Here is a 20,329-nt window from a genome sequence, read left to right as displayed (position 1 = left end):
ACCCAGCGCCGGATTCGCCGGCGCATCATCGTGAACACCGGTGGTGGAGGACCGCGTTGTCACCATCTCCGCTGTGGCACATGACCCATTCGATGCGGCGGACCGCATCATGACCGAGCGGACCCAGCGCGCCGCACCTCGTAACCGCGGTGGCCGCGCCGCCACCCGACCACCGCGAACCGACTCGGTGGAGCTGCCCGACACGTTGGGTGTCGGTCCACGATGGGAGTCACCCCCGCAAGATTGGAAAGACTTCCTCGACCGCTGGCGCGCCAGCGCCCTCTCGAGCGACGAGGTCCTCGCACGCCATGTGCGGCTGATGGCCGATATCCGCCGCACACTGATGGCGGCCCTGCTGGTCGTGGTGACACTCGCTGGGATCTACGCAGCCGCGCGATATGCGGGAATCGCGCCGAAAATCGGGACCATGACCGTGCTGGGAGCCGTGTCAACGGTCGCAGCCGCGCGCGTCGGGCAGAAGGTGCTCACACGCCGGCGACGAGCCCGAACGGCTCAGATCACTCCCGCCGCAGCTGATTCCACGAACGCGGTAACCAGCGACCAGGCATCCGCGGACGAGGAGCCCGACGCAACGACGTCTGGATGAGGACGAGGAAAAGGGCAGCCAGTGCTGCGGTCACATACGCGCCGGTGCTGCCCTTCCCGAACAGCACCGCGCCGATCACCGCACCCAAGGCCAGACCCACTGCGGCTGTGGCGAACTGGCTCAGAACATCCCGAATTGCCCGATGTTCCACCGAATACCGCATGGTCAAACACTACGTGCCGCATGCCTTGGCCGGAAGCGTGAGCCACTTGCCACATAGTCCGCGGACGGATGCATCGATCCGCGCGACCGAACTGGCCGATCTGCATCAGATCGATGCGAATCAGGATTCCCAAATTTCCTCGGGATCTGGATTTGTAGAAATGATGTTTTACTCCAACTGTCACGAAATCGTCAGCGCGCGAGCCGATCCCGCACGACGCGATACGCCGTTCCGGCAGGTCAGGGCACTGGTTGACGGCAATCCCGTTGTCGCTGTAGCCTTCCGGATCGAAGGACCCTGTGTGTCCACTCGGCTCCAGCCCATGGCTGGGGCCTTTTTGTTTCGCCCTCAGGGCCCCGACGCGATGTCGGGGGTCCTTCGTCGTTTCTGGAGGTGTTTGTGTCGACCGATCTCGCCGCGCCCACACTGGTCAACGTGTGGGCGATGTTCTGGGTGCAGTTGCCGGTGCTGGGCCTGGTGATAGCCGTCATCATCGTGGCCACCACCGCGCTGCGCCGCGCTCGCCCCGAGGACATTCCGAAGGTGTTCGAAGCGTTCGCGGCCGCGTTCGGCCGGCGCGCAGAGATACCTCCGGCCGACCCTCACCCAGCACCGATGACCGATCCGCAGGAGCATTCCTGATGACCCGCCGCGCACCCCGCCGAGATCCGGTGGGCAAGCAAGTCACCGATAGCTCTCTCTCTGAAGAGTTGCGCCGCAGTACAGCCCTCCTGCCTGCCAGCGCCCGCGGGGACGCCATGTACTGGTTGCGGGAATTGGCAACCGACCACGACCAGGACGGGCTCATCCGCGTGCTGGGAAAGATATTGTCGAATGCCCGGCTGCACTCGGAGTCGCGCGCTGGGTTGCTGGCCTACCTCGGCGAGGCTGCGCCCTCACTCGACGGGCGCTGCCTGTGGTGCCTGCGCGAGCTGCCCGAGCGCGCCGGGGCGTGCGGGGCGGCGCGCACTGTATTGCGGACCGAACCATCGCCAGAGCGCCTGCCGTGCCCGGCACCGGACCCCAGGGTCAGCCCCCACTGATCCGGGTGGGCGGCCTCGCGTGATCGACGCAACCACGCGCCGGGCAATCCGGGCCCGCCACGCGAAGGGCCGATCCCTGCACGAGATCGCCAGCGAGGTCGGGGTCAGCACTGCGGTGGTGCACAACAAGGTGGAGATAGCGAGGCTCGACCGACATGCGAAAGGCTTACTGCGCTAACACATCTCGCTCTGACCAGCAAGTGGCAGGCGGACGGCCCGGATTCGCGGTGATTTGCCGCGAACTTACCGCGGTGCGGGTGATTTCTTTGTAGCCTACGAGCGCGGTTGCAACTGAGTTGACCAAACCTTGACGGGTCCCCAGTTAGCCGTGTCTGCCTAGATTCGGCTGTAACAAGAAAGCCGGCAGTTGCACCTTTCCCCGATTGTCATCGTTTTGATCGTCGTCTTGACCATGCTGTTCTCGCTGGTGTGCGGTCTCGCCACCGCGATGCTGATTCAACGGACCGGGCGCGGCAGTGTGGCCGCCGCGCTCGCCGGATTCGCCGCCACCGGAACCACCATCGTGCTCGGGGTGAATCTGATGCTGATGGTGGCAGCGCTGGTCTGACACACCTTGCCGAGCGCAGCGTACGACCGGTGAAACGGGCCAGCCGTACGCTGCGCTCGGCGCATGTCTGTACCTCGAACGGCTTCGGTGGCGTTGGTGACGTGCCTATCGGTCGCAGCCCTGTTCGGCACGAACAGTCCCCAGCTCGGTGATCGTCGTACGCCGGTCAAAGGCGAACTCCGCGAATATATTTCGCTGTAGGCTCGCACAGCTCCAGGTGAACACGAGGGGCAAGACGATGGCGGACAACGCATTCGACACCAGCGGCCTGCTGCGCTACCGGATAGGATCCTGGCCCAGACTCCGGAGTGGGCGGACGCGCTCTCGTTCAACGCCTACTCCCCGGCGTTGCCCCGTTTGCTTGTGGCGGACGCAGTTAGACCATCGAGCGAAGGCGCCGCAGCCAGCCACGGATACGGGCCGCACCTGCCCCAAGCCACCGAACTGGATGGACGTGAATGACCGTCCGTATCAGCATCGGCGGTACATACCGAATCAGCAGCGAGCCCACTACTACCCAACCCGCCAGCACGGCGAATAGCACTACTGGAGCCCACGGCTGGATCCAGGTGTCGCCGGTGGCACGCAGGTTGTCCATCGGCGGTGGTGTGTAAACACAGGCATAGGAGTTTTCTGCGGTGTCGACGCGCTCGTAGCCTGTGCTGCAGTAGGTGTCGTACCGGACAACCATCGCGACCGGGTTGGGATCGAGCTGCGCCACCAGTCGATAGCACACATAGGTGAGCCCTTCACTGATGACAAGAAACCCCGCAAAGACAGCCCAGGAGCGGACCAATCGAGGCGAGCGCGCTGCGAGCTGCGCGAAGCGGGTCAATGCCCACACCATGAACACCAATACAACCAGCCCGACGATGTCCAGCCACGGCATAGTGATGGCGTGTGTTGGACCGCCCTGCACGTCGGTCCAGGGCCACCACGGCCACCGCCACCGTAACCGCCACTCGTACCGATAGACGATTAGGTTCCCGATGGCCTGACGGGATAACCACCCCACGTACGGCGTGGTGGGGGCGATAGGCCACAGCCACACCGTGGCGATACTCAAGGGGGGCAGTACTAGTGCGGTGAACAGCGCCATCTGCGCCGTAGGGGAGAGCCTCCCGAGGAGTCGTTCACGCTGGTAGGCCCAAAACCCTTGCAACCTCGCAGCGTTGAGCATTCCGATGCGCGCGATCTCACGATGTACGGAGGCGGCGATGATGTCGCGGTCTGCAGCCTCGAGATGGTCGTCCTTGAGGATCTCTAGCAGAGATTTGAGGTTTTCGTGAGGGGTCTTACGAGCAGTGCGGACCGCGATCGATCCCGCGATTACTGCTGCGGTGACCACCCCTGTTCCGCCCAAGACTGATTCCAGAATTGTCGGCACGCCTCTACCGTGCCACGAGAACCGCAGCGGCAGAGAGGATTTTGATCCCAAGCGCAGCAGCCGTTCTGGAATCTGGATCTGGCGATCGGGAGCAAGCGCGCGCATGTCAAAGGGCAAGCTGCGCGAATACATTTCGCTGTAGCGGTCCGGGTAGTTTTCGCCGGAGATCAGCCAGGTATGACGTAGTCCGTTGTCTGGCAGTGGGTTATGTCGTGCAGGTTCGGTGAGGCTCAGGCCGCGACGCCAGGAAAGCTGGAGGGGGGAGTGGACCTAACTTCTGCTATGACTTGAAGTCATCGCGGCACCGATCCCGTTACGTAGAGATAGATTGAATGCGGTTTCGGGGGCGTGGGTTTCCCCGCTGAAGAGATCGAGGAGCACGCCGGTGGACTGGCGTATCACCATCCTGTCTGGCGGTACGGGCGGCTTGGTTGTCGAGATGGTGGCGTTCCTGTCGAATCTCAATGCTTACCGGGAGGCACGTCGGCAGGCGCGAATCGCGCGGAAGAGGACGTTGCCGCCCTGGAATGCGTACTTTGATCCGAAACCGGATGCAGCTGCGGCGATTACTCGCCTGCTGCTCGGAGCGGCTGCTGGTGGGCTGCTCCATGGGCAGGTCACCACAGTCCTGGCCGCGGTGGCGGTGGGCGCGGCAGCTCCTGCGTTGTTCGGACAATTCGGTTCTGCTCGGTCGATGAGAGAATTGACGGAGTTGACAGAACAGAAGCCACAATGACGACTGCGACCTTCTGGCACCGGTATTGGGTTTCGCTGGCCAACCCGCCGCACGACGGTGGCGTAGCTCCTCCCCGCGCACGGGCGGGTTACACGTTCCTACAGCGGTATTGGGCCTCGCTGACCTGCTACAGGCTGCCCGAACGGTGGGATATACAGAACGGCGGCGACTCCGCAGTGTCGAACCTTCCTCAGTCACCCAGCACGGAGGAGAGTCTCTTGCAGGAGCGAGCCGATCGCTCGCCCGAGGAACCTGGCGCCGCGGATCCGAACCTCCCGGATCCGTGGGCGTATGACCCGTCCAGACCCATCGCGATGTTGGAGGAGAGCTTCACCGAGCTGGACCTGGACAGCCTGTTCGGCGGCAACATGTCCGGAATCGACCTGGACGGGTTGAGCATGAGGGGAAAAGACCTGACCGGCACACGATTGATTGATACGTGGATGAGGGGTACCGACCTGGTCCGCACGGACCTGACCCGCGCAGACCTGACCCGCGCAGACCTGACTGACGCGGATATGACCGAGGCGAACTTAACCCACGCGAACTTGACGGAGTCGAAGCTAGCCGCGGCTAATCTGGTCGGCGCGAACCTGACAAGGGCGAACCTGACGAGGTCGACCATGACTGGCGCTACCTTGACTGGCGCAGATCTGACCGACGCTACCTTGACGGGCGCAGACCTGACCGACGCAGACCTGACCGGCACGAACATGAGTGGCACAAACCTGACCGGTGCCGCCATGCCTGCGATCACTCAGCTGCGGTCGGTTATTTGGACAGTCCAAACAGACTGGGGATCACTGACAAGTGAGGTTCGACTTAACTCCGTAAGTGCAGGACCTCCTGGCCAGTACGTCCTCAACCCTCCGCAATCCGATAGTCGTGCGCCGAAGGTCCCCGTGCGGCACTGAGCAGCATGTGGTCGGTAGCTGGGCGATAGATGCACGCCGGTCAAAGGCAAACTCCGCGAATATATTTCGCTGTAGGCCCGCACAGCTCCAGACGAACACGAGGGGAAGACGATGGCGGACAACGCATTCGACACCAGCGGCCTGCTGCGCTACCGGATATGGATCCTGGTCCAAACACCCGAGTGGGAAGACGCGGTCTCGTTCAACGCCTACTCCGCAGCGCTGCCCCGAACCGGGGAGCGCCTGACTTTCAGCGGCAGCTTCGGCCAGGAGCCCGAGGTCCAGGTAACCGAGGTCGAGCACCACTGGCGGCGCCACGACAGCACGGGAAGCGCGAGCCCGTCGTTCACCGTGGCGGCCGAGGTGATCGAGAACGGCGCGGAGTGGGCGGTACGCATGGTCGAAGACCGCGACGCGTTGACGGCCTGGCTGAGCGGATTCCCCTACCTCGAACCGGTGGACTACACCACCGAGGTGTAGCGCAGCAGAGAGACCAGGCATGAGGGAAGTCGACTGGTGGGACATCATTCCGGTCGCTGAGACCAGCACCCGCTTCGAAGACCTGTACAAGAACGAGCACCTGGGCCGGTGCGCTCGGCAGATCGACCGGGACCTGATGCTCGTAGTGTTCTAGACCCGCAAAAGGATCCTGAACAACAACGACACCGAGGACCAAGACGCGCGCCTGGACTACCTGCGTGAGGCGCGCGCCCGCATGAACTGAATCGCGAATCCCCGGGCTTGCTCCGGAGCACCCGCTAATCCCTGTAGTTCGCCCACCTCTCGTGTGCAGACTGGCGGGAGATACCAACGGCTGCACCGATCTTCGCCCACGATGCGCCTTTGTCTCGAGCATCCAGCACGGCGAGAGTCAGCCGGAACTGGGCATCAGTTGCCATAGCCGCTGCCGACTCCACCGAGGGTGTACCGATATGCGGCACAAGGTGGCGCAGCCAGGCAGTCATGATCGTGTCGGCGTGATCGCCGACCAACCAGTCATCAGCCGAGAAGATCTGCAAAACGGCAGGGTTCTGCTCGGTTTTTGTGGCGACCCGGGTCCAGGTGGGACCGAACCAACAGTCGGCATCGTCCCCAGTCTCGAAGCAGACAGCACGCCAGCCGACTACCTCCTCGCCGGTGCGGTCCTCTGGTTCTTCCATTGGTGTGTTGTCAGCTGCCCGGGTGACGAGAAGCCTGCCACCGCTGCCCGTCTGGCCCCATCGCCCGTCGCTGTACACACACTCGAGGTATCCCTCGTGCCACGAGTACGTGTAGTCGATCGCTCGCGCCATGCCATCCCTTGTCTTGTCAGGAAATCCTGACAAACCTACCGCTCTAGCGTCAGGATTTCCTGACATCCGTGCTCCCACGCGATGGCCTCGGCCACCCTTTTTCACGCGTGTAAGGTTTTGCTCCACACCAAGATTCGGATTGAGCTTGTCGCGTTCCTCAGTGCCCTGACCTGCAGATGTTCCGGTACGCAGAGGGTTCCCACTCAGCTCGCGCTGGGGGCAACATATGCCCAATCAATGGGCGTGACACAGATTTCGGCAATTCATGCGTTCTGTACCGAGGACGGTCCGGTAGTAGAATCAAACCCGTAAGAGAACCCCCAAATGGGGGCCCTGACCCCGTGTCAGCGAGGTCAGGGCTCATGCTGGAGTCCGACAGACGTCAGAACCAGCCCCATTCGTGTGCATCTCTTGCAAACCGCACGAGGTTGAGTGCGAAGGCCACAGCATGGAGATAGGCGGCTGTGGCCTTTGCTCTTTCCAGGATGCACCACCCGGTCCGAGCATTCGGGCGCGAATGCTTGCCCACGATGATCGATCTCCCTCCCGCCAACCGCGTGACCCCCGGTTGGGGTCGCTCTCCCGGTTGACTGAAGGGCTACCGATCAGGCTCGCTTCCTCTGCCCGGGACGATTTTACGGGTTCGTAAGCGCCTTCACGTCTTTCGTGCACGAGCAATCCGATGCCAGTTGGCATCGAGACCGGTGTGCGCCATCGCATCAACGCGAAATGCCTGGTGGCGGAGCGATCTTCTACATTGGGTACCCCAGGTACCGTGGGAGAAGGGCGATTTGACCGTTTCATTCCCGCGTGAGCTTTTTCGCCAGTGAGTCAGAACTCGGCCAGGTGGCGGTGAAGCTCCCAGGCGGCGTGCCGCGAACGCACCCGATCCGGCCTGCGGCACCTGTCATAGCGAGGATTGCGGTTCGGTGTGCCCGCCCGGCGGGTCGTGCTTCCGCCGAACAGCTGATACCCGAATCTAGGAAATCCTGGAGCACAAGCGAATCGGCACGGGTAGACGCGTTGCGCCGGGGTGATTCGCAGGCGATTTAGGTCAGCGCGTCCTGATGCACGCCGAGCTGTTGGGGTGCGCGCTGGTGGAGACCATCACCGGGCGGGACATTGAACGATTCGAGAGCACCCCGCACGCCGCCTGATACAACTCGGTGCCTGTCCGGCGGGTCATGCTCCCGCCGGACAGATGATACTCGAATCCATGGAGAGGAACCGTTGACGCACAAGCGAATCGGAGACGGCTAGCAGTCCACCAGGCCAGGTTCAGGTCGGCTCGTCGAGGACATCATGTGTCCGCAGTCGGCCTTTCACTGCTTTCAGTGCCGCTCGCGCTGATTCTGCGGTGCTATCGCCAGTTTCAACCTGCTTGAGGAGGTCGAACAGATCTCGAGTGTCGAGTACCGCGCCATCGTCTTGGGCGAAGTCCTCGACGTGCTCGTCGGCCCCATCCAAGATCTTCGGGCGCGCGTCGGGACTATCCAACCGAAATGAGTTGGCGATATACCACATGCCTTGTACGTTCCCGTGCTTCTTCTCGTACACCCGCCGGTGGCGTCCGACCGTGAGCAGATCGTTCGATTTTGCGCCCTTCGTGTAGCCCTTGACCTCGGCAATAGCGGTCCAGCCCGTATCGGACACGGAGAGGTCGCCCATTCGGGGCTCACCGGGGCTCAGTTGCTTGTCAAGATCGAACACCGTGAAACCCAGTGTGGTCAACGCGTACATCACGGCCTCGACCAGGGAATCGTCGTTGTCGGTCAGCAGTCGCCGCTGGGGCGACTGCTCCGCGTCTCGTGTCAGTTGATCAAGCCTCATCTCGCCGGAGTGGATATTCGCGGTCAGGAGCGCAACTTGTTGTTGTGCCTGCTCTATCTCGCCGCGCACGATCTCGATCTGTTTCTGCTGTTCTGTGGACATCCAACGAACGTCGGCCGTCCACGCTGGTGAGGACGGAAAGTGCTTGGGGTCCTGGCTGTTCCACTCCGCGAAAGCGAGGTGCAGTGCCGGATCCAATACATCGATTGCCGCTTCTGGCAGGTACCACACCTCCCTCGCGCCTTGGTGCGGCTGGTAGAGCACTGCTACAGCGAGGCCGTCCGCATTCTCGAGTAGCGGAACCCAGTTGTCCTCGCTGGCCCCTACGGGACGGTCGAACACAAGGCGGTGGGCCGGGGCGCTGGGGAGGGCTGGGATCAGGTACCGCTTCACGAACTCTTTCCTGGCTTCGCTCAGGCTCGGCGGGATCACCAGCTCGTGGCCAGGCTGTAGGTATCTTCTGGGCCGGTGGTAAATAGTGCGCAGATCGACCTTCTGTTCGTACACGCCAACCGCCGATCCACCCACCTGGACCACGCGCAGGGCACTCTCGTTCGGAAGTCTGGTATCGCCGATTAACACCGCCGCGTCCCAGCTCAACCAACGCGGTTCCGGGTCGAGACCGGGACGGATGGTCTTCGCGTATTTCGACACGATGGCGCTCACGTGATCGCGTTGGGCCTCGTCGCTATCGACGATGACGCGGGGTGGTGGGTTCTCGCCAAACACGTTCAAACTCGTAATCCTCCCGCTGCACTTGGGCAGCTCGTGAATGTGCTCATCTTGTATCTGCATCGGGTCAGGTCCCAGAAGAGGGCTCCGGGGTGTTCTGCGGGACGCCGGATTCCTCAGTAGGGCTGGGCAGGAGCCGACTGGACAGCAGCATGATCGATACCGCGGTTCCGGCGATGCCGGTCAGGACCGCGCCGGGGATAGGCATATCGACCAGGCTGGCGGTGCAGCCCAAGACGGCACCGAACCAGCCCGCAGACAGCAGGACAAACACCCCGCGCGCGGTGGTGCACAGGCCGGGCAGCTGGGTGAAGCTCAGCCAGATCGGTGCCAGCGCGCACACGCTGAACCCGCTGAGCAGTCCCATCATGGGCGTGGAGGTGGCCAGCCATGACAGCGTGCCGGCACCCATGCTCGCCACGGTCATCGCGATGAGCCGCGTGGGTGTGATCACCCAGGTCTTGAACTGCTGCAGCGAGACCGAGAGCAGCACCAGCAGTCCGATTCCGACGATGAGGATGGGGAACACCGCGACCCGCACGCTGTAGTCGAAGACTAGCTGGGTGATGACGGGGTAGACCAGCAGCGTCAAGAGGAGCAGCGCCAGTACTGGCGGCTGCCAGCTCATGCGGCGCAGCAGCCCTACCCGGGTGGGCATCATGGCTTCGAGCGCCGCGATATTTCCTGTCCCAGCGCAGGCCAGGCAGCCATGTTCGGTCGGAGTGCCGAGTTCGACGACCATCCCCCGCTCGGGCGTGCTGTCGGTGGTGTACCGGAGTCGCTGCCCTCGCACGACCAACTGCTTGAGCAGGTCTCCGACGTGGCTGTCGGGGTGGGGCAGGTCTTCGGGGATCTCCGGTGCCACCATGAACTCCATCTGCCCGCCCGTGCCGAAGGTGACCGCGCGGGCTGGCTCGTCGGGACGGATGCCTCCGGCAAGCAGGTCCCACAGGCGCAGCATCGTCCGGATCTGGGATGCGGGGGTGTGGCAGGCCTGCAGGAACTGCAGGACCTGGTCGCGGCTCTTGGGCAGGGTGATGTTCTCGGGATGGGTGAACCGGTACGCGGTCGAGCGCGGGAGCCCGGAGGACACCGCGATCTGCCCGGCGGTCAGGCCCGAGCGCTGATGGAAACGGCGCATGGCCAGCATGAACTTGGCAGGGGTGAAGGGCGCATCGGGGCCGCTGTGCTCGCTGCTGGTCACTGTGTGCCCCCGTTGCCGATCCGGCCCAGCACCACCGCGGCGGCGCGGCAAACCGAGCGGGTAACGGCGCCGACGGAGCTGGTGGGCAGGACCAGCGCCGTTAAGGGGACCGCAGTCGATAGCAGGTAATAGCTCGCGTGTGTGGGGTCCATACCGTGCAGGATCAGCAGGTAGTGATAGCAGAGTCCTGCCACCACGATGACCGCGCCGAGGAAAGCGCTCGGCCAGGACACTCCCACCGGTGGAGGCGGGGCAGGATCGGGGACAGCGAGGTTCGATCGGGGGACCACTGAGGTCTGCTCCTGTTCAGGATGGATCCCCCGAGGGCAGATCGATCCGCCCTTTGCGTGGCTCACTCGCGGGTGGAGATTGCGACCGGAACAACGACGAACGGATCGATCTGCCTTCGGGGTACCGCGAATGGCGCAGTCGAGACTTTCCTGGGTCGCGACACCTGACACCGAGGAAGTTCCCGCTCCCTGGGATACAGGCGGTCCCCGGGATCACCCGAGGCCCTGCAGCTGACCATTTTGCCCCGTCACGGACCGATAACGAAACGTTTAGCGGCGGTCGACCAGGGGTAGCTGAGAAATTCGCGTCCAACCAGTTCCGGGACCGATTTCGAATGCGAGTTCGACACGCCGACGAACAGATGCACGCCATGCCGCGCGCGTTGTCCAACGTTGTGTCCAATGCCGCGCCCATGGGACGCGATGTGACGAGCGCCATACTGAGCCGATACCAAGAATTCCGGCATTTTCCCTGTTCAACGGCTAATTGCATGTCCCAGACGGGGACTGAGACGACACGCGGTGACTTAGAGTAGTAACAACAGCGCGGGATTTACCGGACAGTAGGTTTCACTGGCGCTGTTGCTGGTCCCCCGGATGATCGCAGAGGCGCAGTCGAGCACCCGGGTTCCGGTGGAGTCCTGTTCCCGCAGGCCCACCACACAGTGAAAGGTCCTCAGGGCTCCATCAGGACCCTGAGGACCTTCCGCGCTTTCACCGGCCTCTGGGCCATTCCGTGGTTCATCCGAAGTCCAGTTCGTCCAAGTTCACGACCGGCGCTACCCCGGTGTCGAAGTCCCCGGTCAGTGACTCGTCTCCGATGACGCCGTCGCCGACCGAGCGCCCGCAGATGGTCCACACCGCCAGTGGGTGCTTACGGAACTTCTGGGCGGCCGCGTCTTTCGCGGTCACTGCCGCGTCCTGGGTGGGATGCAGTGAGCAGGACAGCACCCCACCGGATTCATCGGTGACGATCAGCAGCCACAGGGTGACCGCGAGACGGTCGCTCAACATCCGCGCCCGCGCCGCGAGCACGCCATCGTCGCGGGCACCGAGCCGCTCAGCCACCTCGACGATGTTCTGGGCCAGTTTCAGATAGCGCAGGCGCTTGGCGATCTCGAACTCGTGGATGCCGAGGTCTTCCTCGAGATCGGCCATGCGCGTGCGTGATTCGCGTCGGCCACGCCCCCGCAGCCACCGGCCAGGCCCGGCTGTCGGAGCGGATTGCTCCCACGTACGGCGCAGCAACGCGTCCCCGGCTTCGTCCCAGTACGGCAGCTGCTCGGCGGCGTGACGGCGCCGTACCGTGGCCTCCCAGTCGTATTCGGGGTTCAGGGTAAGTTCCTCGCGCAGGCGCGACCACGCGGCGCAGGTGTTGCCCGGTACCGGATCCACGAAGTAGCCGCCCCGATCACGCAGGGCCGCGACCGTGCGGCCCGCCCGGACCGCGATCTGCTCATCGCTGAGCCCTTCCAGGCATCCAGCCACCACCATGCGGTAGTCGTGGGCGTCCCACACGTGGTAGTGGCGCGGTAGTTCGCGCGAAGTCATCTCACACCTCTACGGCATCGACCACGCGGGATTTCCCCCGCGCAGTCGACAAGCATGGCACCATCGCCCGGCCGATGCCCGCGACACACCGACGGGCCTGAAAACCACGAAAGCCGTTGTTACCGTTGCAATCTCATTCGCACGGACATCGCATCGACGAGCCTCGCGCGCGATATCCGCACCCACGGAGCGACTCATGCGGGTACCTGCTGCTCCAGTTCGGCGAGGTCTCTGTGGTCCCGGACCTCCCACAGATCGTTGCCCAGGGCGATCGAACGCGCGCGAATGTTGTCCCTGACGGTGGGATCCCCCCATCGGGTGGCCGGTGACCAGCGCAGTCCGTGCAGCCACACCCGGTTCACATCGATATCGCGCAAATCGGCTTCCGCGAAGTCATTGGTCGCGCACCCGATTTCGTTGATCTCGACCGCGAAGGCCATGAGTAGGTCGCGGGCACCGGCGGCGTAACCGCGGACTCTGCTGACCGGGTTCGGGGCAGGTCCGGTCACTAGTTCGCCCCACATCGTGAACACCTCACGCAGGCCGGTGATCGTGCCGTAGAGAGTGTTCCGCAAGTCTGTGATCCAGTCGGTGGCATCCATGCTCAGTGTCAAGGACCGGTCGGCCAGCTCGCGCAGGAGCCTGTGCTGGGTGCCGAGAATCTGACACAGCGACGAGTCCACGATGCAGACATAGGACTGCCAATCGAGTAGGACCTCGGTGACCACCGCGTCCCGGGTTTCGCCCGTGCACCCCTCCAATACGCGCCGGTCGGGAGGCAGGCTCGCCCCCACCGCCTTGAGCGCGTGCTCGGCGGCGTCATTGGTGGCTTGGCGCACGTGCGGGCGTAGGGCGATCCGATCGATAGGGGGCAGTCGCCGAATCCGGCTGGACAGCTGCCGCTCCAGCGCGGGAGAGTCCACCCTCGCAGGCTCATTCGGCGCGGTCTCGATATCGCGTGGGTGGTTCTTGTCAGCTGGAGAAGCTTCGATCTCGGTGACCAGGCGCTTGTGCTGGGCGCGGAGCAGGCTGTCCTGGAATCCAGCTTCGAGATCCATGGTGGCCGCGATGGACTCGGTCAACTCGGCGCATCGTTGGGTTAGCCACTCACCGAGGAGGTCGTCGTCATGGAAGTCGGTCATGGCTGATCGTTTCCGCCCTTGAGTTGGTCCTCTAGGCTGCGCCGCGCCTTCGTGAGATTGGCGCGGGCATTGCTGGGGGTCAGGTGGAGTTCTTCAGCGATCTCACTCGGAGAGAAGCCTGCGATCCTCCACCCCAGAACCTCGAGCTGTCTGTCTGGAAGCTGGGCCATGGCACATAACAGGTCATGGGAGGAGGGCGAGATATCCAGCGCGCCGGAAATAATTGCTTCGGGATCGAAATCGGTGGGGCTTTCCCTGGCAATGTGCTTACGGCGCAGGATCAGCGCACGCCGAGCCACTTGATACGCCCATGCGCGGGGGTTCGTGAGCCGGTCCCAGTGCACCCATACCTCAGACATCGTGTGCGAGAGGACGTCCTCCGCGTCAGCGGCCGACGCGCCCTGTGTCGCCAGGTACATCATGAGACCGGGCGCGTGTTTGAGGTAGAAGAGGCGACACAACTCAAGTTTGACCGCCGCTGATGCAGGTGAGCCATTCGCAGAACCCGCGCTCGCGGGCTCTTCACGGTCTTCCATCAGGCCACCGACCCGACGCCACACCGGCCGTGAGCCACATGCCGCAGCCGCCGAAATCCGAAGTGGCAGAGGCGCCGTCAGCTGGCGTGTCCCAGTGCACGTGCGGCCATAGCCGTAGCCGGGTGATCGGCACAATCGGGCGCCCTTGTGCCGCAACGGCATCGACGGTGGCAGAGCTCATCTGGAATACCTTCCACGCCTGAGAACAAGACCGGTCATATATAAGTGGGATGAGGACCCCCGAACGCGAACTCGATCCCCAAAAAAGTCATCCACGAATGTTTCAACAGAACCCGAAGTCTGTGCGTTCTGCCCGAAATACGCTGTTGGCAAGGCTTTTGTAGCCGAACCATGGAGTGTTTGCCCGAATTGGGCTGCCAGGTAAGGGTTTCCGATGAACCGCTACGACGAGGAGCGATCAGGAGAAGGATCGAGCCCATGCGAGACGCGGCGATAAGCGACCCCGGATCCGGCTCCGTCCGCGCCGGATCGGCGGTGCGGGATCCGTTGGAATATCTGGTGGTGGTCTCGGTGCACGGGCAGGAACGCTCGCTCCAGTTCTGTGTGCACGGGATGGCGAGGCTGCCCCGGATCGGGGAGAAGATGGACTTCAACGGTCCCGAGGGTGACAACCCGAGCCTGCGTGTCACCGATGTGCGGCATACGTTCTCAGTTCCCCGCGAGCGAGACAGCGGCCCGGCGACGGTGGACGCGGTCCTGGACCACACGACCGGCGACCCGGGCGAGGAGCTCAAGCTCGCGTGCAGGCTCCTGGACGCCCCCGAGCTCACCCGATGGACCAGAGCGTTCCCGATGCTGACAGCGCGGGCACGGTCGCGGCCACCAGCTACGCCGACGGCGAGCGGATCCGCGACGCGGATCTGTGGGAGTTCCGTCCGCAATCGGAAGTGGTTGCGTGGCAACCGATATGCGAGTGCGAGAGCCGCTGGCGCGGCACGCGCTGGGAGCGCGTCGGCACTCCCTCCGAGCAAGACCTGGCCCACCACCTGGCCTACAGCGAGGCCGCGTGGGCGCTGAACGAGATCGAGGACCAGGGCCACGCCGAATGGCTGCGCCATATCGCACCGTTCCGAGGGCTCAGCGCGGTCGAGGACGCGGCCGAGGCGGTCTCCGCCGCCCAGGCCGAACTCACCCACGCGGTGAACCAGGCCCGCGAGCACGGGGCATCGTGGGACGCGATCGGGCGCGCCGCGGGCATGACCCGCCAGTCCGCACACGAGCGCTGGGCCCGCCGATGAGCCGTCCACGTACCCGCGCTGCCTGGTTGTGAGAGTGAAATCCATGCGTGAGCTCGACTGGTGGGACATCATCGGTGAGTCCCAGACCCGCACCAGGTTTGAGGACTTCTTCAAGAACGAGCACCATGGCCGCTACGCCCGCGCGCTCGACGCCGACCTGCGTGAGGTGGTGTTCGAGACCGGCAAGCGGATCCTGAACCACAACGACACCGAAGACCAGGACGCGCGGATCCGCTACCTGCGCGAGGCGCGTGCCCGGCTGAACTGACCCGCCCACGTGCCTCCGAATTCGTACATAAAAGACAATTACCGCTCACGTGATGCGAATCACACATTGTCGACGGCATTGTCTCGCGAGGGTCTCGGACGCCTACTGGCTAGCCACGACTAGCCATGGCTAGACACAGATCAAATGTTACCGGTGACGCCGACGCGGAATGGGATCGCGCGAATTGGCTGCGAACGCATTCGAACCCGTAAACTCCTTCGTGGGTGCGAGTTACCCGATCGGCGTCCGTTTCATCAGCCGGAACCAATCTGCCCGAGGGGCAGAGCGGCTGAGGAAATGGACGGTGATCAGTTTGGGCAAACACTCGCGTTCCACCCCTCCGACCAGGTGGCGTGTCCTGGACAGAGCGAAGGCCACAGGAAGATTTCTCTCCACTGTGGCCTTCACACTGAACCTGCTGAGGTTCGTAAAAGACGCGCAGGAGTGGGGCTGGTTCTGATCAGTCCTTGGGCTCTGGCTCCGGTGGCCCCCGGAGTCAGAGCTCTCTCTCTGAGCGCTCTTACTCGCGTCAGTCTACTACGCGATAGCAAAAGATACCGAATGCGTAATAATGAGATCAGCATTCACGGCTCCGCATGTGTACTGAGAATGATAACGCCAATAATGAAGCTGATTATGCGGCGCAGTTCCCAGTTCTGATTGCTGGCTGTCGCTCGATGGTCTACCCGAGCAGCGCAGCGCGCTCGGTATCGGTGAGGTTGACCAGCCACATCACGCGCCATGGGTGCGCACGGTTGTCGAGCCACACTGCTGCCCGCGTCTCGCGCAGCAGCACCGCCCGCACCTGACCACGCTCGGGCTCGGCGATCTGCCCGGCGTCGAACTCGTCGAGCTTGTTCTGCCGCACGGTAATCGCCCACGGCACTTGAGTGGGTTTCCCGGTCAGTTCTGGCCAGCCCGCCGCGCAGGCCAGGGCGGCGTTGCGCTCGTTGATGGCGTCGTAGTCACCCATCGAATGATGGTGCGCCCGAACCGATCTGCCCCGCATCTAGCAGAACGCTCGGTACCGACGACGTACACGCGAGGTTCGAGTGTCTAGGTGTTGATGCTCAGAAAAGTCTGTCCGAGCCGGATGGTGGATCCGGGCGCGGGCGCCAGCGGACTTGCTCCTGGATCTCGGCTCCTTTGAGCGCCAGGAAGGCGTCGAGTTCGTCCTGTATGGCGTTGGCGTGCTCTTCCAGAGCAGTGGTGTCCGCGGTCTCGTCCGCATTCGGCGGCAACATCATCGAGACGGGAACCGACTCCTACCGATTCGGATCATCCGCGGACATAGCACTGCAAGCCATGCTCTTTCGCCAGCTGGGCTATGCCGGGGGCGACGTCGTCCACCCGACGCCACACAACCGCGACACTCAACGCCGGACCACACGCATACTGGGTCACCCCTCGGGCCCACGGACTGCCCTCCTGCCCGATATCCGGCCAGCGGCGCAGCAGCGCCTCCACGAAGTCGGTGATGCGCTGGGTCGGCGGCTGCGGCGTTCCCACTCGGGCTTCGAAATAGCAGGTTCCGATGGCGTTCACAGTGTCTTGCCGATCCTCATCATTGATCGGTTCAGCACCTTCCCAGATCACCACATCGCAACTCATGTGTCGAACTATGCCCTTCGGCGCCGACAACCCACCTCAGTGACCGACCTCCAGGCCGCCGTCAACATTCACGAACGACACGCCCGACGCAGTCGCACCGGCTGCCGCCTGGATTCGTGAACAACCGCCGCCGGAGATCGCGAGCAAAGCCAAGTTCGGCCAGCTGGTCGTGGATGGTGCGCATGGCGTCAAGCTCGCGCAGCGCCGGATCGGTGTCGAGAGGGTATGTCATGCGGTGCAGCCTCTCGCACCGATGTCGCGCTTATGTCGCACGCACGCGCAGCGCGCCGGGCCCGGCGCGTGGGTCAGTCGGTCCCGCCTTTATCGGGCTCCGAATTCGCTGGGACGAGTGCACTCACGCGCGCGGGGAACGGGTAGCGGCCGGGCACATCGGCGACCGATTGCACCGTCGCAGTGTCTCCGGCGATGTCAAGGACCTCGAATATCGATACTCCGCCGACCACCAGCAGCACTCGATCGCCCACGCTCGTCATCGGTGCAGCCTAGCGCGGAAGACCGTCCGGTCTGTGTAATGATCGAATGCATGTTCGAGTACTGGGATGCCGAGTTCTCGGCCGCGTCGCGCAGGGTCATCGCCCCCCGATACCGGTCGTGGTGGACTTACAAGCGCGCGATACAGGCCCGCGCCGCCAACGGCTAGCCGATCGCCCAGAGTGGAACCGTTGCCGGACAACGGAATCGGCAGCGCGCGAGCACGCGCTGCCGATGGAGTTCAATGGTAGAACGCCATCGGTACAAGATGTCCCACGACGCCGAGGTAGCTGTAGACGGTTCGCGGCTGATGGCGAATTCCTTGGCCAGCAACGACTTCGACTCAACTGCTGTGGTCCGTTCGCTGAGTCAGCCGATTTGTTCTGCGGTCAGTGCGGGTTTGCGGCCGGTGTAGGTATCGCGGGCTTTGGGCGCAGCGACACTTGGCGCTGGTCCGAGGATCAGCTGACGCTCGAACGCGGCGAAGGTGTCCCGACTCAGCAGCAGTACCGCCAAGGGTGAGTCCGTGACAGTAGGAGTCAGGCTCCCTCTTGGATTCCGCAGCTATGACCTTGTCGATGAGCGGCCGGATCTGCCAGGTGCAGGTTGTCGAGGTTTCAGGCGAATCTGTGTGGGACTCGCCAGATTATATTCCATAGTGCGCATATTTCCACATATGGATGGGCAGCTGGAGAACGGAAATGGCGGCGCAGCGCTAGCTGGCTCATCCTGCCTCGATCATCTGCTCCTGTCAGTCATGAACGAAGGCCTCGCAAGTCGAGGGGGAGTCTGGCGAGGAAGTCAGGGTTTGGTCGCCTGGGTCTGGTGAGCTGGATGTGTGGATCCATTGCTCCCATGCCCAGTCGTCTTCGCGGTCCCATGGATGGGCCGGGGGGCTGCTGTCGAAGGTGAGTGCAATGATGCTGTCATCGGGGGATTGCCCGAATCGGATTGCCAGCCACAGCACCCATTGGGCGCGTTCGCGCTGGTGGCGGGCGATGGTGGCGGCTTGTATTCGAGGAAGGCCTCGCCGGGTGGCGAACTCGTCCAGTGACAGTGCTCCTGCGGTCCATGGCCCGCAGGGAGCGATCAGGCCTGCGCAGCGTAGTTGGGTGACGATGTCGAAGCAGCTCGAGCGGGAGATCCCGGCAGCGGCGGCGACGTCAGCGGCGTGAGTCAGGCCTGTGTGGGTGATGAGTTCGTAGACAAGTTTGGCGCGTAAGCCGACTTCTCTCCATGCGGGGGAGACCGGCTCGACACGTACGCGGGCCAGGGATATCTCGTCTGCGGTGAGGGGGGCTCCGGTGGGAGTGGTTGCTGCAACGAGAGCGTATCGATCAGCCAGGGTGCCGGCGCCCCGTCGTACTCGCAGCAGTGGTGAACCGGGCATGTCTCGGATTTCGCGGAGTACAGCAGCGACCGTGGTTTCTGGCATGAGCCCGCACATCACGCTCAGGGACCGCACCCCCACTTCTGTGACTGGGATGTCCTTGGCCCGTTCTTTTGAGACCGCTGCGGCCCATGCCAGTCCTTGCAGGACCGCAGCGACGACCCAGCGGTGGCCTGATCCGCTCCAGTGGTGGCTGGCCCAAACCTGGGCGTCGGCTAGCCAGCGACTGTAGACCGAGGGGGTGCTGGCTGGGCGCCCCCCGCCTGTGTGCCTTGATATCTTGTGTGTAGAGAGTTGGACTTCTGAGGTGGCTACGGCGGCAAAGGTTTTTGCTGACTCCCAGTCCCGGGTGATGCGCACGTCGTAGCCGGGTCGGTGGCGACCACGCGCGTCGTAGCGGTAGCTGTCGAACAGGCCGTGCCAGTGAGGTTCTCGCGCTCGGACGTCGGCAAGTGACATGCCCCGCATGATTGCGTGGCACAGCACCGAGGCCCGAGCTTCGGACCGGGACGCAAATCGGCGATCCGAGGGGAGGGCACCGGTGGTGGCGAACGCGAGAACCGGTGCGGGAATTTCGCCGTGCCAGCGGAAGGCGGGCCGGAGGCGTCCGGCCTCTCCATCACGGTCGAACAGCAGACTGGAGGGAGCTGCGCCTGCAGTGGCGTTCGCGCGAGGTGTGGTCGGGGAGGGCTCGGTGGTTGAGACGCCGAGCAGCGCGGTTAGCCGACCCAGGACGCCGGGTTCGCTGCGTACGGTGTAGGCCTCGATTGCTTTGCCCAGTGACCCGACGAGCGCACGTACCCCGCCTTCTTTTGTGACTGATCCGGGTGGGGCGATGGCGCCGGCTCGGTGTCCGAGCATGGGGGTCAGGTCGAGGCTGGGCAGGTGTGCACCGATCACTCGTAACAGTGGTTCGATTTCGTTGCGGGTGACAGCGAGTCCGAGTGGCAGTGGCATGTAGACGTGAACGCCGCCGGTAGTGGTGGAGTAGTCGATGACGTAGCGGGCGCCACATTCGTCGAGCCAGGCCAGTAGTTGGGTGAGGTCGGCGTGCATCGCTGCCAGGTTGGCGACTTTCTTGGCGTCGAGGTCGAACACAAGCTGGCGTGTGTGGTGTTCTCGGTAGATCGGGACTGCGCACGCGACTGCCGGAGGGGTGGCAGGCAGGTGTGAGCGGGCGTGGCCTTCGTAGCTGCCGCGTTTGGGGTCGTAGCGACGGTGTGAGTGCCGTGCGGCGAGCATCGGAGTGAGGAGTGCGAATACTCGTGTAGCGGGCGCGGGTGGCTGGGTATTGATGAGTGCACCGAGCGCGGG

23 protein-coding genes are annotated in these 20,329 nt (G+C 63.7%); 9 read left to right on the top strand and 14 right to left on the bottom strand.

Annotated features, from left to right (window positions below):
* Positions 1–40 precede the first annotated feature (40 nt).
* The 3 genes from AB0L82_RS35430 to AB0L82_RS35420 all read left to right on the top strand — a co-directional run bounded on the left by AB0L82_RS35430 (position 41) and on the right by AB0L82_RS35420 (position 2,381).
* Positions 41–607 carry a hypothetical protein gene (locus AB0L82_RS35430; protein ID WP_364646714.1) on the top strand — a complete coding sequence of 189 codons (567 nt, stop codon included), beginning with the start codon at positions 41–43 and terminating at the stop codon, positions 605–607.
* Between the two features lie 562 nt (positions 608–1,169).
* Complete coding sequence (locus tag AB0L82_RS35425; protein ID WP_364646710.1) at positions 1,170–1,412, top strand: hypothetical protein; 243 nt, start codon at positions 1,170–1,172, stop codon at positions 1,410–1,412.
* A 795-nt stretch (positions 1,413–2,207) separates the two neighbouring features.
* The gene (locus tag AB0L82_RS35420) at positions 2,208–2,381 is read left to right on the top strand and encodes a hypothetical protein (protein WP_364646707.1); all 174 of its coding nucleotides are present in this window, start codon (positions 2,208–2,210) and stop codon (positions 2,379–2,381) included.
* Between the two features lie 376 nt (positions 2,382–2,757).
* On the opposite strand, the gene AB0L82_RS35415 is transcribed toward AB0L82_RS35420, so the two are convergent.
* Positions 2,758–3,900 carry a hypothetical protein gene (locus tag AB0L82_RS35415; RefSeq protein WP_364646704.1) on the bottom strand — a complete coding sequence of 381 codons (1,143 nt, stop codon included), beginning with the start codon at positions 3,898–3,900 and terminating at the stop codon, positions 2,758–2,760.
* A 253-nt stretch (positions 3,901–4,153) separates the two neighbouring features.
* Between AB0L82_RS35415 and AB0L82_RS35410 the strand changes: the two genes are divergently transcribed.
* From AB0L82_RS35410 to AB0L82_RS35395, 4 genes are all read left to right on the top strand, one after another.
* Positions 4,154–4,504 carry a hypothetical protein gene (locus AB0L82_RS35410; protein ID WP_364646701.1) on the top strand — a complete coding sequence of 117 codons (351 nt, stop codon included), beginning with the start codon at positions 4,154–4,156 and terminating at the stop codon, positions 4,502–4,504.
* A gap of 218 nt (positions 4,505–4,722) precedes the next feature.
* Complete coding sequence (locus AB0L82_RS35405) at positions 4,723–5,418, top strand: pentapeptide repeat-containing protein (RefSeq protein ID WP_364646698.1); 696 nt, start codon at positions 4,723–4,725, stop codon at positions 5,416–5,418.
* Positions 5,419–5,529: 111 nt separating this feature from the next.
* Positions 5,530–5,898, top strand: coding sequence for a hypothetical protein (locus AB0L82_RS35400; protein ID WP_364646695.1), 369 nt, complete (start codon positions 5,530–5,532; stop codon positions 5,896–5,898).
* Between the two features lie 19 nt (positions 5,899–5,917).
* A complete protein-coding gene (locus AB0L82_RS35395; RefSeq protein ID WP_364646692.1) occupies positions 5,918–6,052 on the top strand; it encodes a hypothetical protein in 135 nt (44 codons plus the stop codon).
* A 124-nt stretch (positions 6,053–6,176) separates the two neighbouring features.
* Here the strand turns inward: AB0L82_RS35395 and AB0L82_RS35390 are convergent, their stop codons facing one another.
* From AB0L82_RS35390 to AB0L82_RS35360, 7 genes are all read right to left on the bottom strand, one after another.
* Positions 6,177–6,710 carry a hypothetical protein gene (locus AB0L82_RS35390; RefSeq protein ID WP_364646689.1) on the bottom strand — a complete coding sequence of 178 codons (534 nt, stop codon included), beginning with the start codon at positions 6,708–6,710 and terminating at the stop codon, positions 6,177–6,179.
* A gap of 1,278 nt (positions 6,711–7,988) precedes the next feature.
* Positions 7,989–9,275, bottom strand: coding sequence for a hypothetical protein (locus AB0L82_RS35385; protein WP_364646686.1), 1,287 nt, complete (start codon positions 9,273–9,275; stop codon positions 7,989–7,991).
* A gap of 64 nt (positions 9,276–9,339) precedes the next feature.
* The gene (locus AB0L82_RS35380; protein ID WP_364646683.1) at positions 9,340–10,476 is read right to left on the bottom strand and encodes a hypothetical protein; all 1,137 of its coding nucleotides are present in this window, start codon (positions 10,474–10,476) and stop codon (positions 9,340–9,342) included.
* Positions 10,473–10,715, bottom strand: a complete 243-nt coding sequence (locus tag AB0L82_RS35375) for a hypothetical protein (RefSeq protein WP_364646680.1) — start codon at positions 10,713–10,715, stop codon at positions 10,473–10,475. Before AB0L82_RS35375 ends, AB0L82_RS35380 begins: the two co-directional genes overlap by 4 nt.
* A gap of 792 nt (positions 10,716–11,507) precedes the next feature.
* Positions 11,508–12,317: a hypothetical protein gene (locus tag AB0L82_RS35370; RefSeq protein ID WP_364646677.1), complete on the bottom strand. Its 810-nt coding sequence runs from the start codon at positions 12,315–12,317 to the stop codon at positions 11,508–11,510.
* A 194-nt stretch (positions 12,318–12,511) separates the two neighbouring features.
* A complete protein-coding gene (locus tag AB0L82_RS35365) occupies positions 12,512–13,459 on the bottom strand; it encodes a hypothetical protein (RefSeq protein ID WP_364646674.1) in 948 nt (315 codons plus the stop codon).
* Complete coding sequence (locus tag AB0L82_RS35360) at positions 13,456–13,995, bottom strand: sigma-70 family RNA polymerase sigma factor (RefSeq protein ID WP_364646670.1); 540 nt, start codon at positions 13,993–13,995, stop codon at positions 13,456–13,458. Before AB0L82_RS35360 ends, AB0L82_RS35365 begins: the two co-directional genes overlap by 4 nt.
* A gap of 794 nt (positions 13,996–14,789) precedes the next feature.
* On the opposite strand from AB0L82_RS35360, the gene AB0L82_RS35355 reads away from it, so the two are divergent.
* The gene (locus AB0L82_RS35355; protein WP_364646667.1) at positions 14,790–15,254 is read left to right on the top strand and encodes a hypothetical protein; all 465 of its coding nucleotides are present in this window, start codon (positions 14,790–14,792) and stop codon (positions 15,252–15,254) included.
* A gap of 43 nt (positions 15,255–15,297) precedes the next feature.
* A complete protein-coding gene (locus AB0L82_RS35350; protein ID WP_364646664.1) occupies positions 15,298–15,522 on the top strand; it encodes a hypothetical protein in 225 nt (74 codons plus the stop codon).
* A gap of 682 nt (positions 15,523–16,204) precedes the next feature.
* On the opposite strand, the gene AB0L82_RS35345 is transcribed toward AB0L82_RS35350, so the two are convergent.
* The 6 genes from AB0L82_RS35345 to AB0L82_RS35320 all read right to left on the bottom strand — a co-directional run bounded on the left by AB0L82_RS35345 (position 16,205) and on the right by AB0L82_RS35320 (position 20,113).
* Entirely contained in the window at positions 16,205–16,495 is a 291-nt protein-coding gene (locus AB0L82_RS35345; RefSeq protein WP_364646662.1) for a hypothetical protein, read from the bottom strand.
* A 97-nt stretch (positions 16,496–16,592) separates the two neighbouring features.
* Complete coding sequence (locus AB0L82_RS35340; protein ID WP_364646659.1) at positions 16,593–16,766, bottom strand: hypothetical protein; 174 nt, start codon at positions 16,764–16,766, stop codon at positions 16,593–16,595.
* A 34-nt stretch (positions 16,767–16,800) separates the two neighbouring features.
* Positions 16,801–17,133, bottom strand: coding sequence for a hypothetical protein (locus AB0L82_RS35335; RefSeq protein ID WP_364646656.1), 333 nt, complete (start codon positions 17,131–17,133; stop codon positions 16,801–16,803).
* A gap of 305 nt (positions 17,134–17,438) precedes the next feature.
* The gene (locus AB0L82_RS35330; protein ID WP_364646653.1) at positions 17,439–17,627 is read right to left on the bottom strand and encodes a hypothetical protein; all 189 of its coding nucleotides are present in this window, start codon (positions 17,625–17,627) and stop codon (positions 17,439–17,441) included.
* A 367-nt stretch (positions 17,628–17,994) separates the two neighbouring features.
* A complete protein-coding gene (locus tag AB0L82_RS35325; protein ID WP_364646650.1) occupies positions 17,995–18,141 on the bottom strand; it encodes a hypothetical protein in 147 nt (48 codons plus the stop codon).
* A gap of 235 nt (positions 18,142–18,376) precedes the next feature.
* On the bottom strand, positions 18,377–20,113 hold the full coding sequence (locus tag AB0L82_RS35320; protein WP_364646647.1) for a hypothetical protein: 1,737 nt from the start codon (positions 20,111–20,113) through the stop codon (positions 18,377–18,379).
* Positions 20,114–20,329 lie beyond the last annotated feature (216 nt).

Source organism: Nocardia sp. NPDC052001 (assembly GCF_040680615.1).
Taxonomy (GTDB): Bacteria; Actinomycetota; Actinomycetes; order Mycobacteriales; family Mycobacteriaceae; genus Nocardia.
The sequence above is the reverse complement of the archived record's forward strand: the minus strand, read 5'-3'. Positions and strand labels throughout refer to the sequence as shown.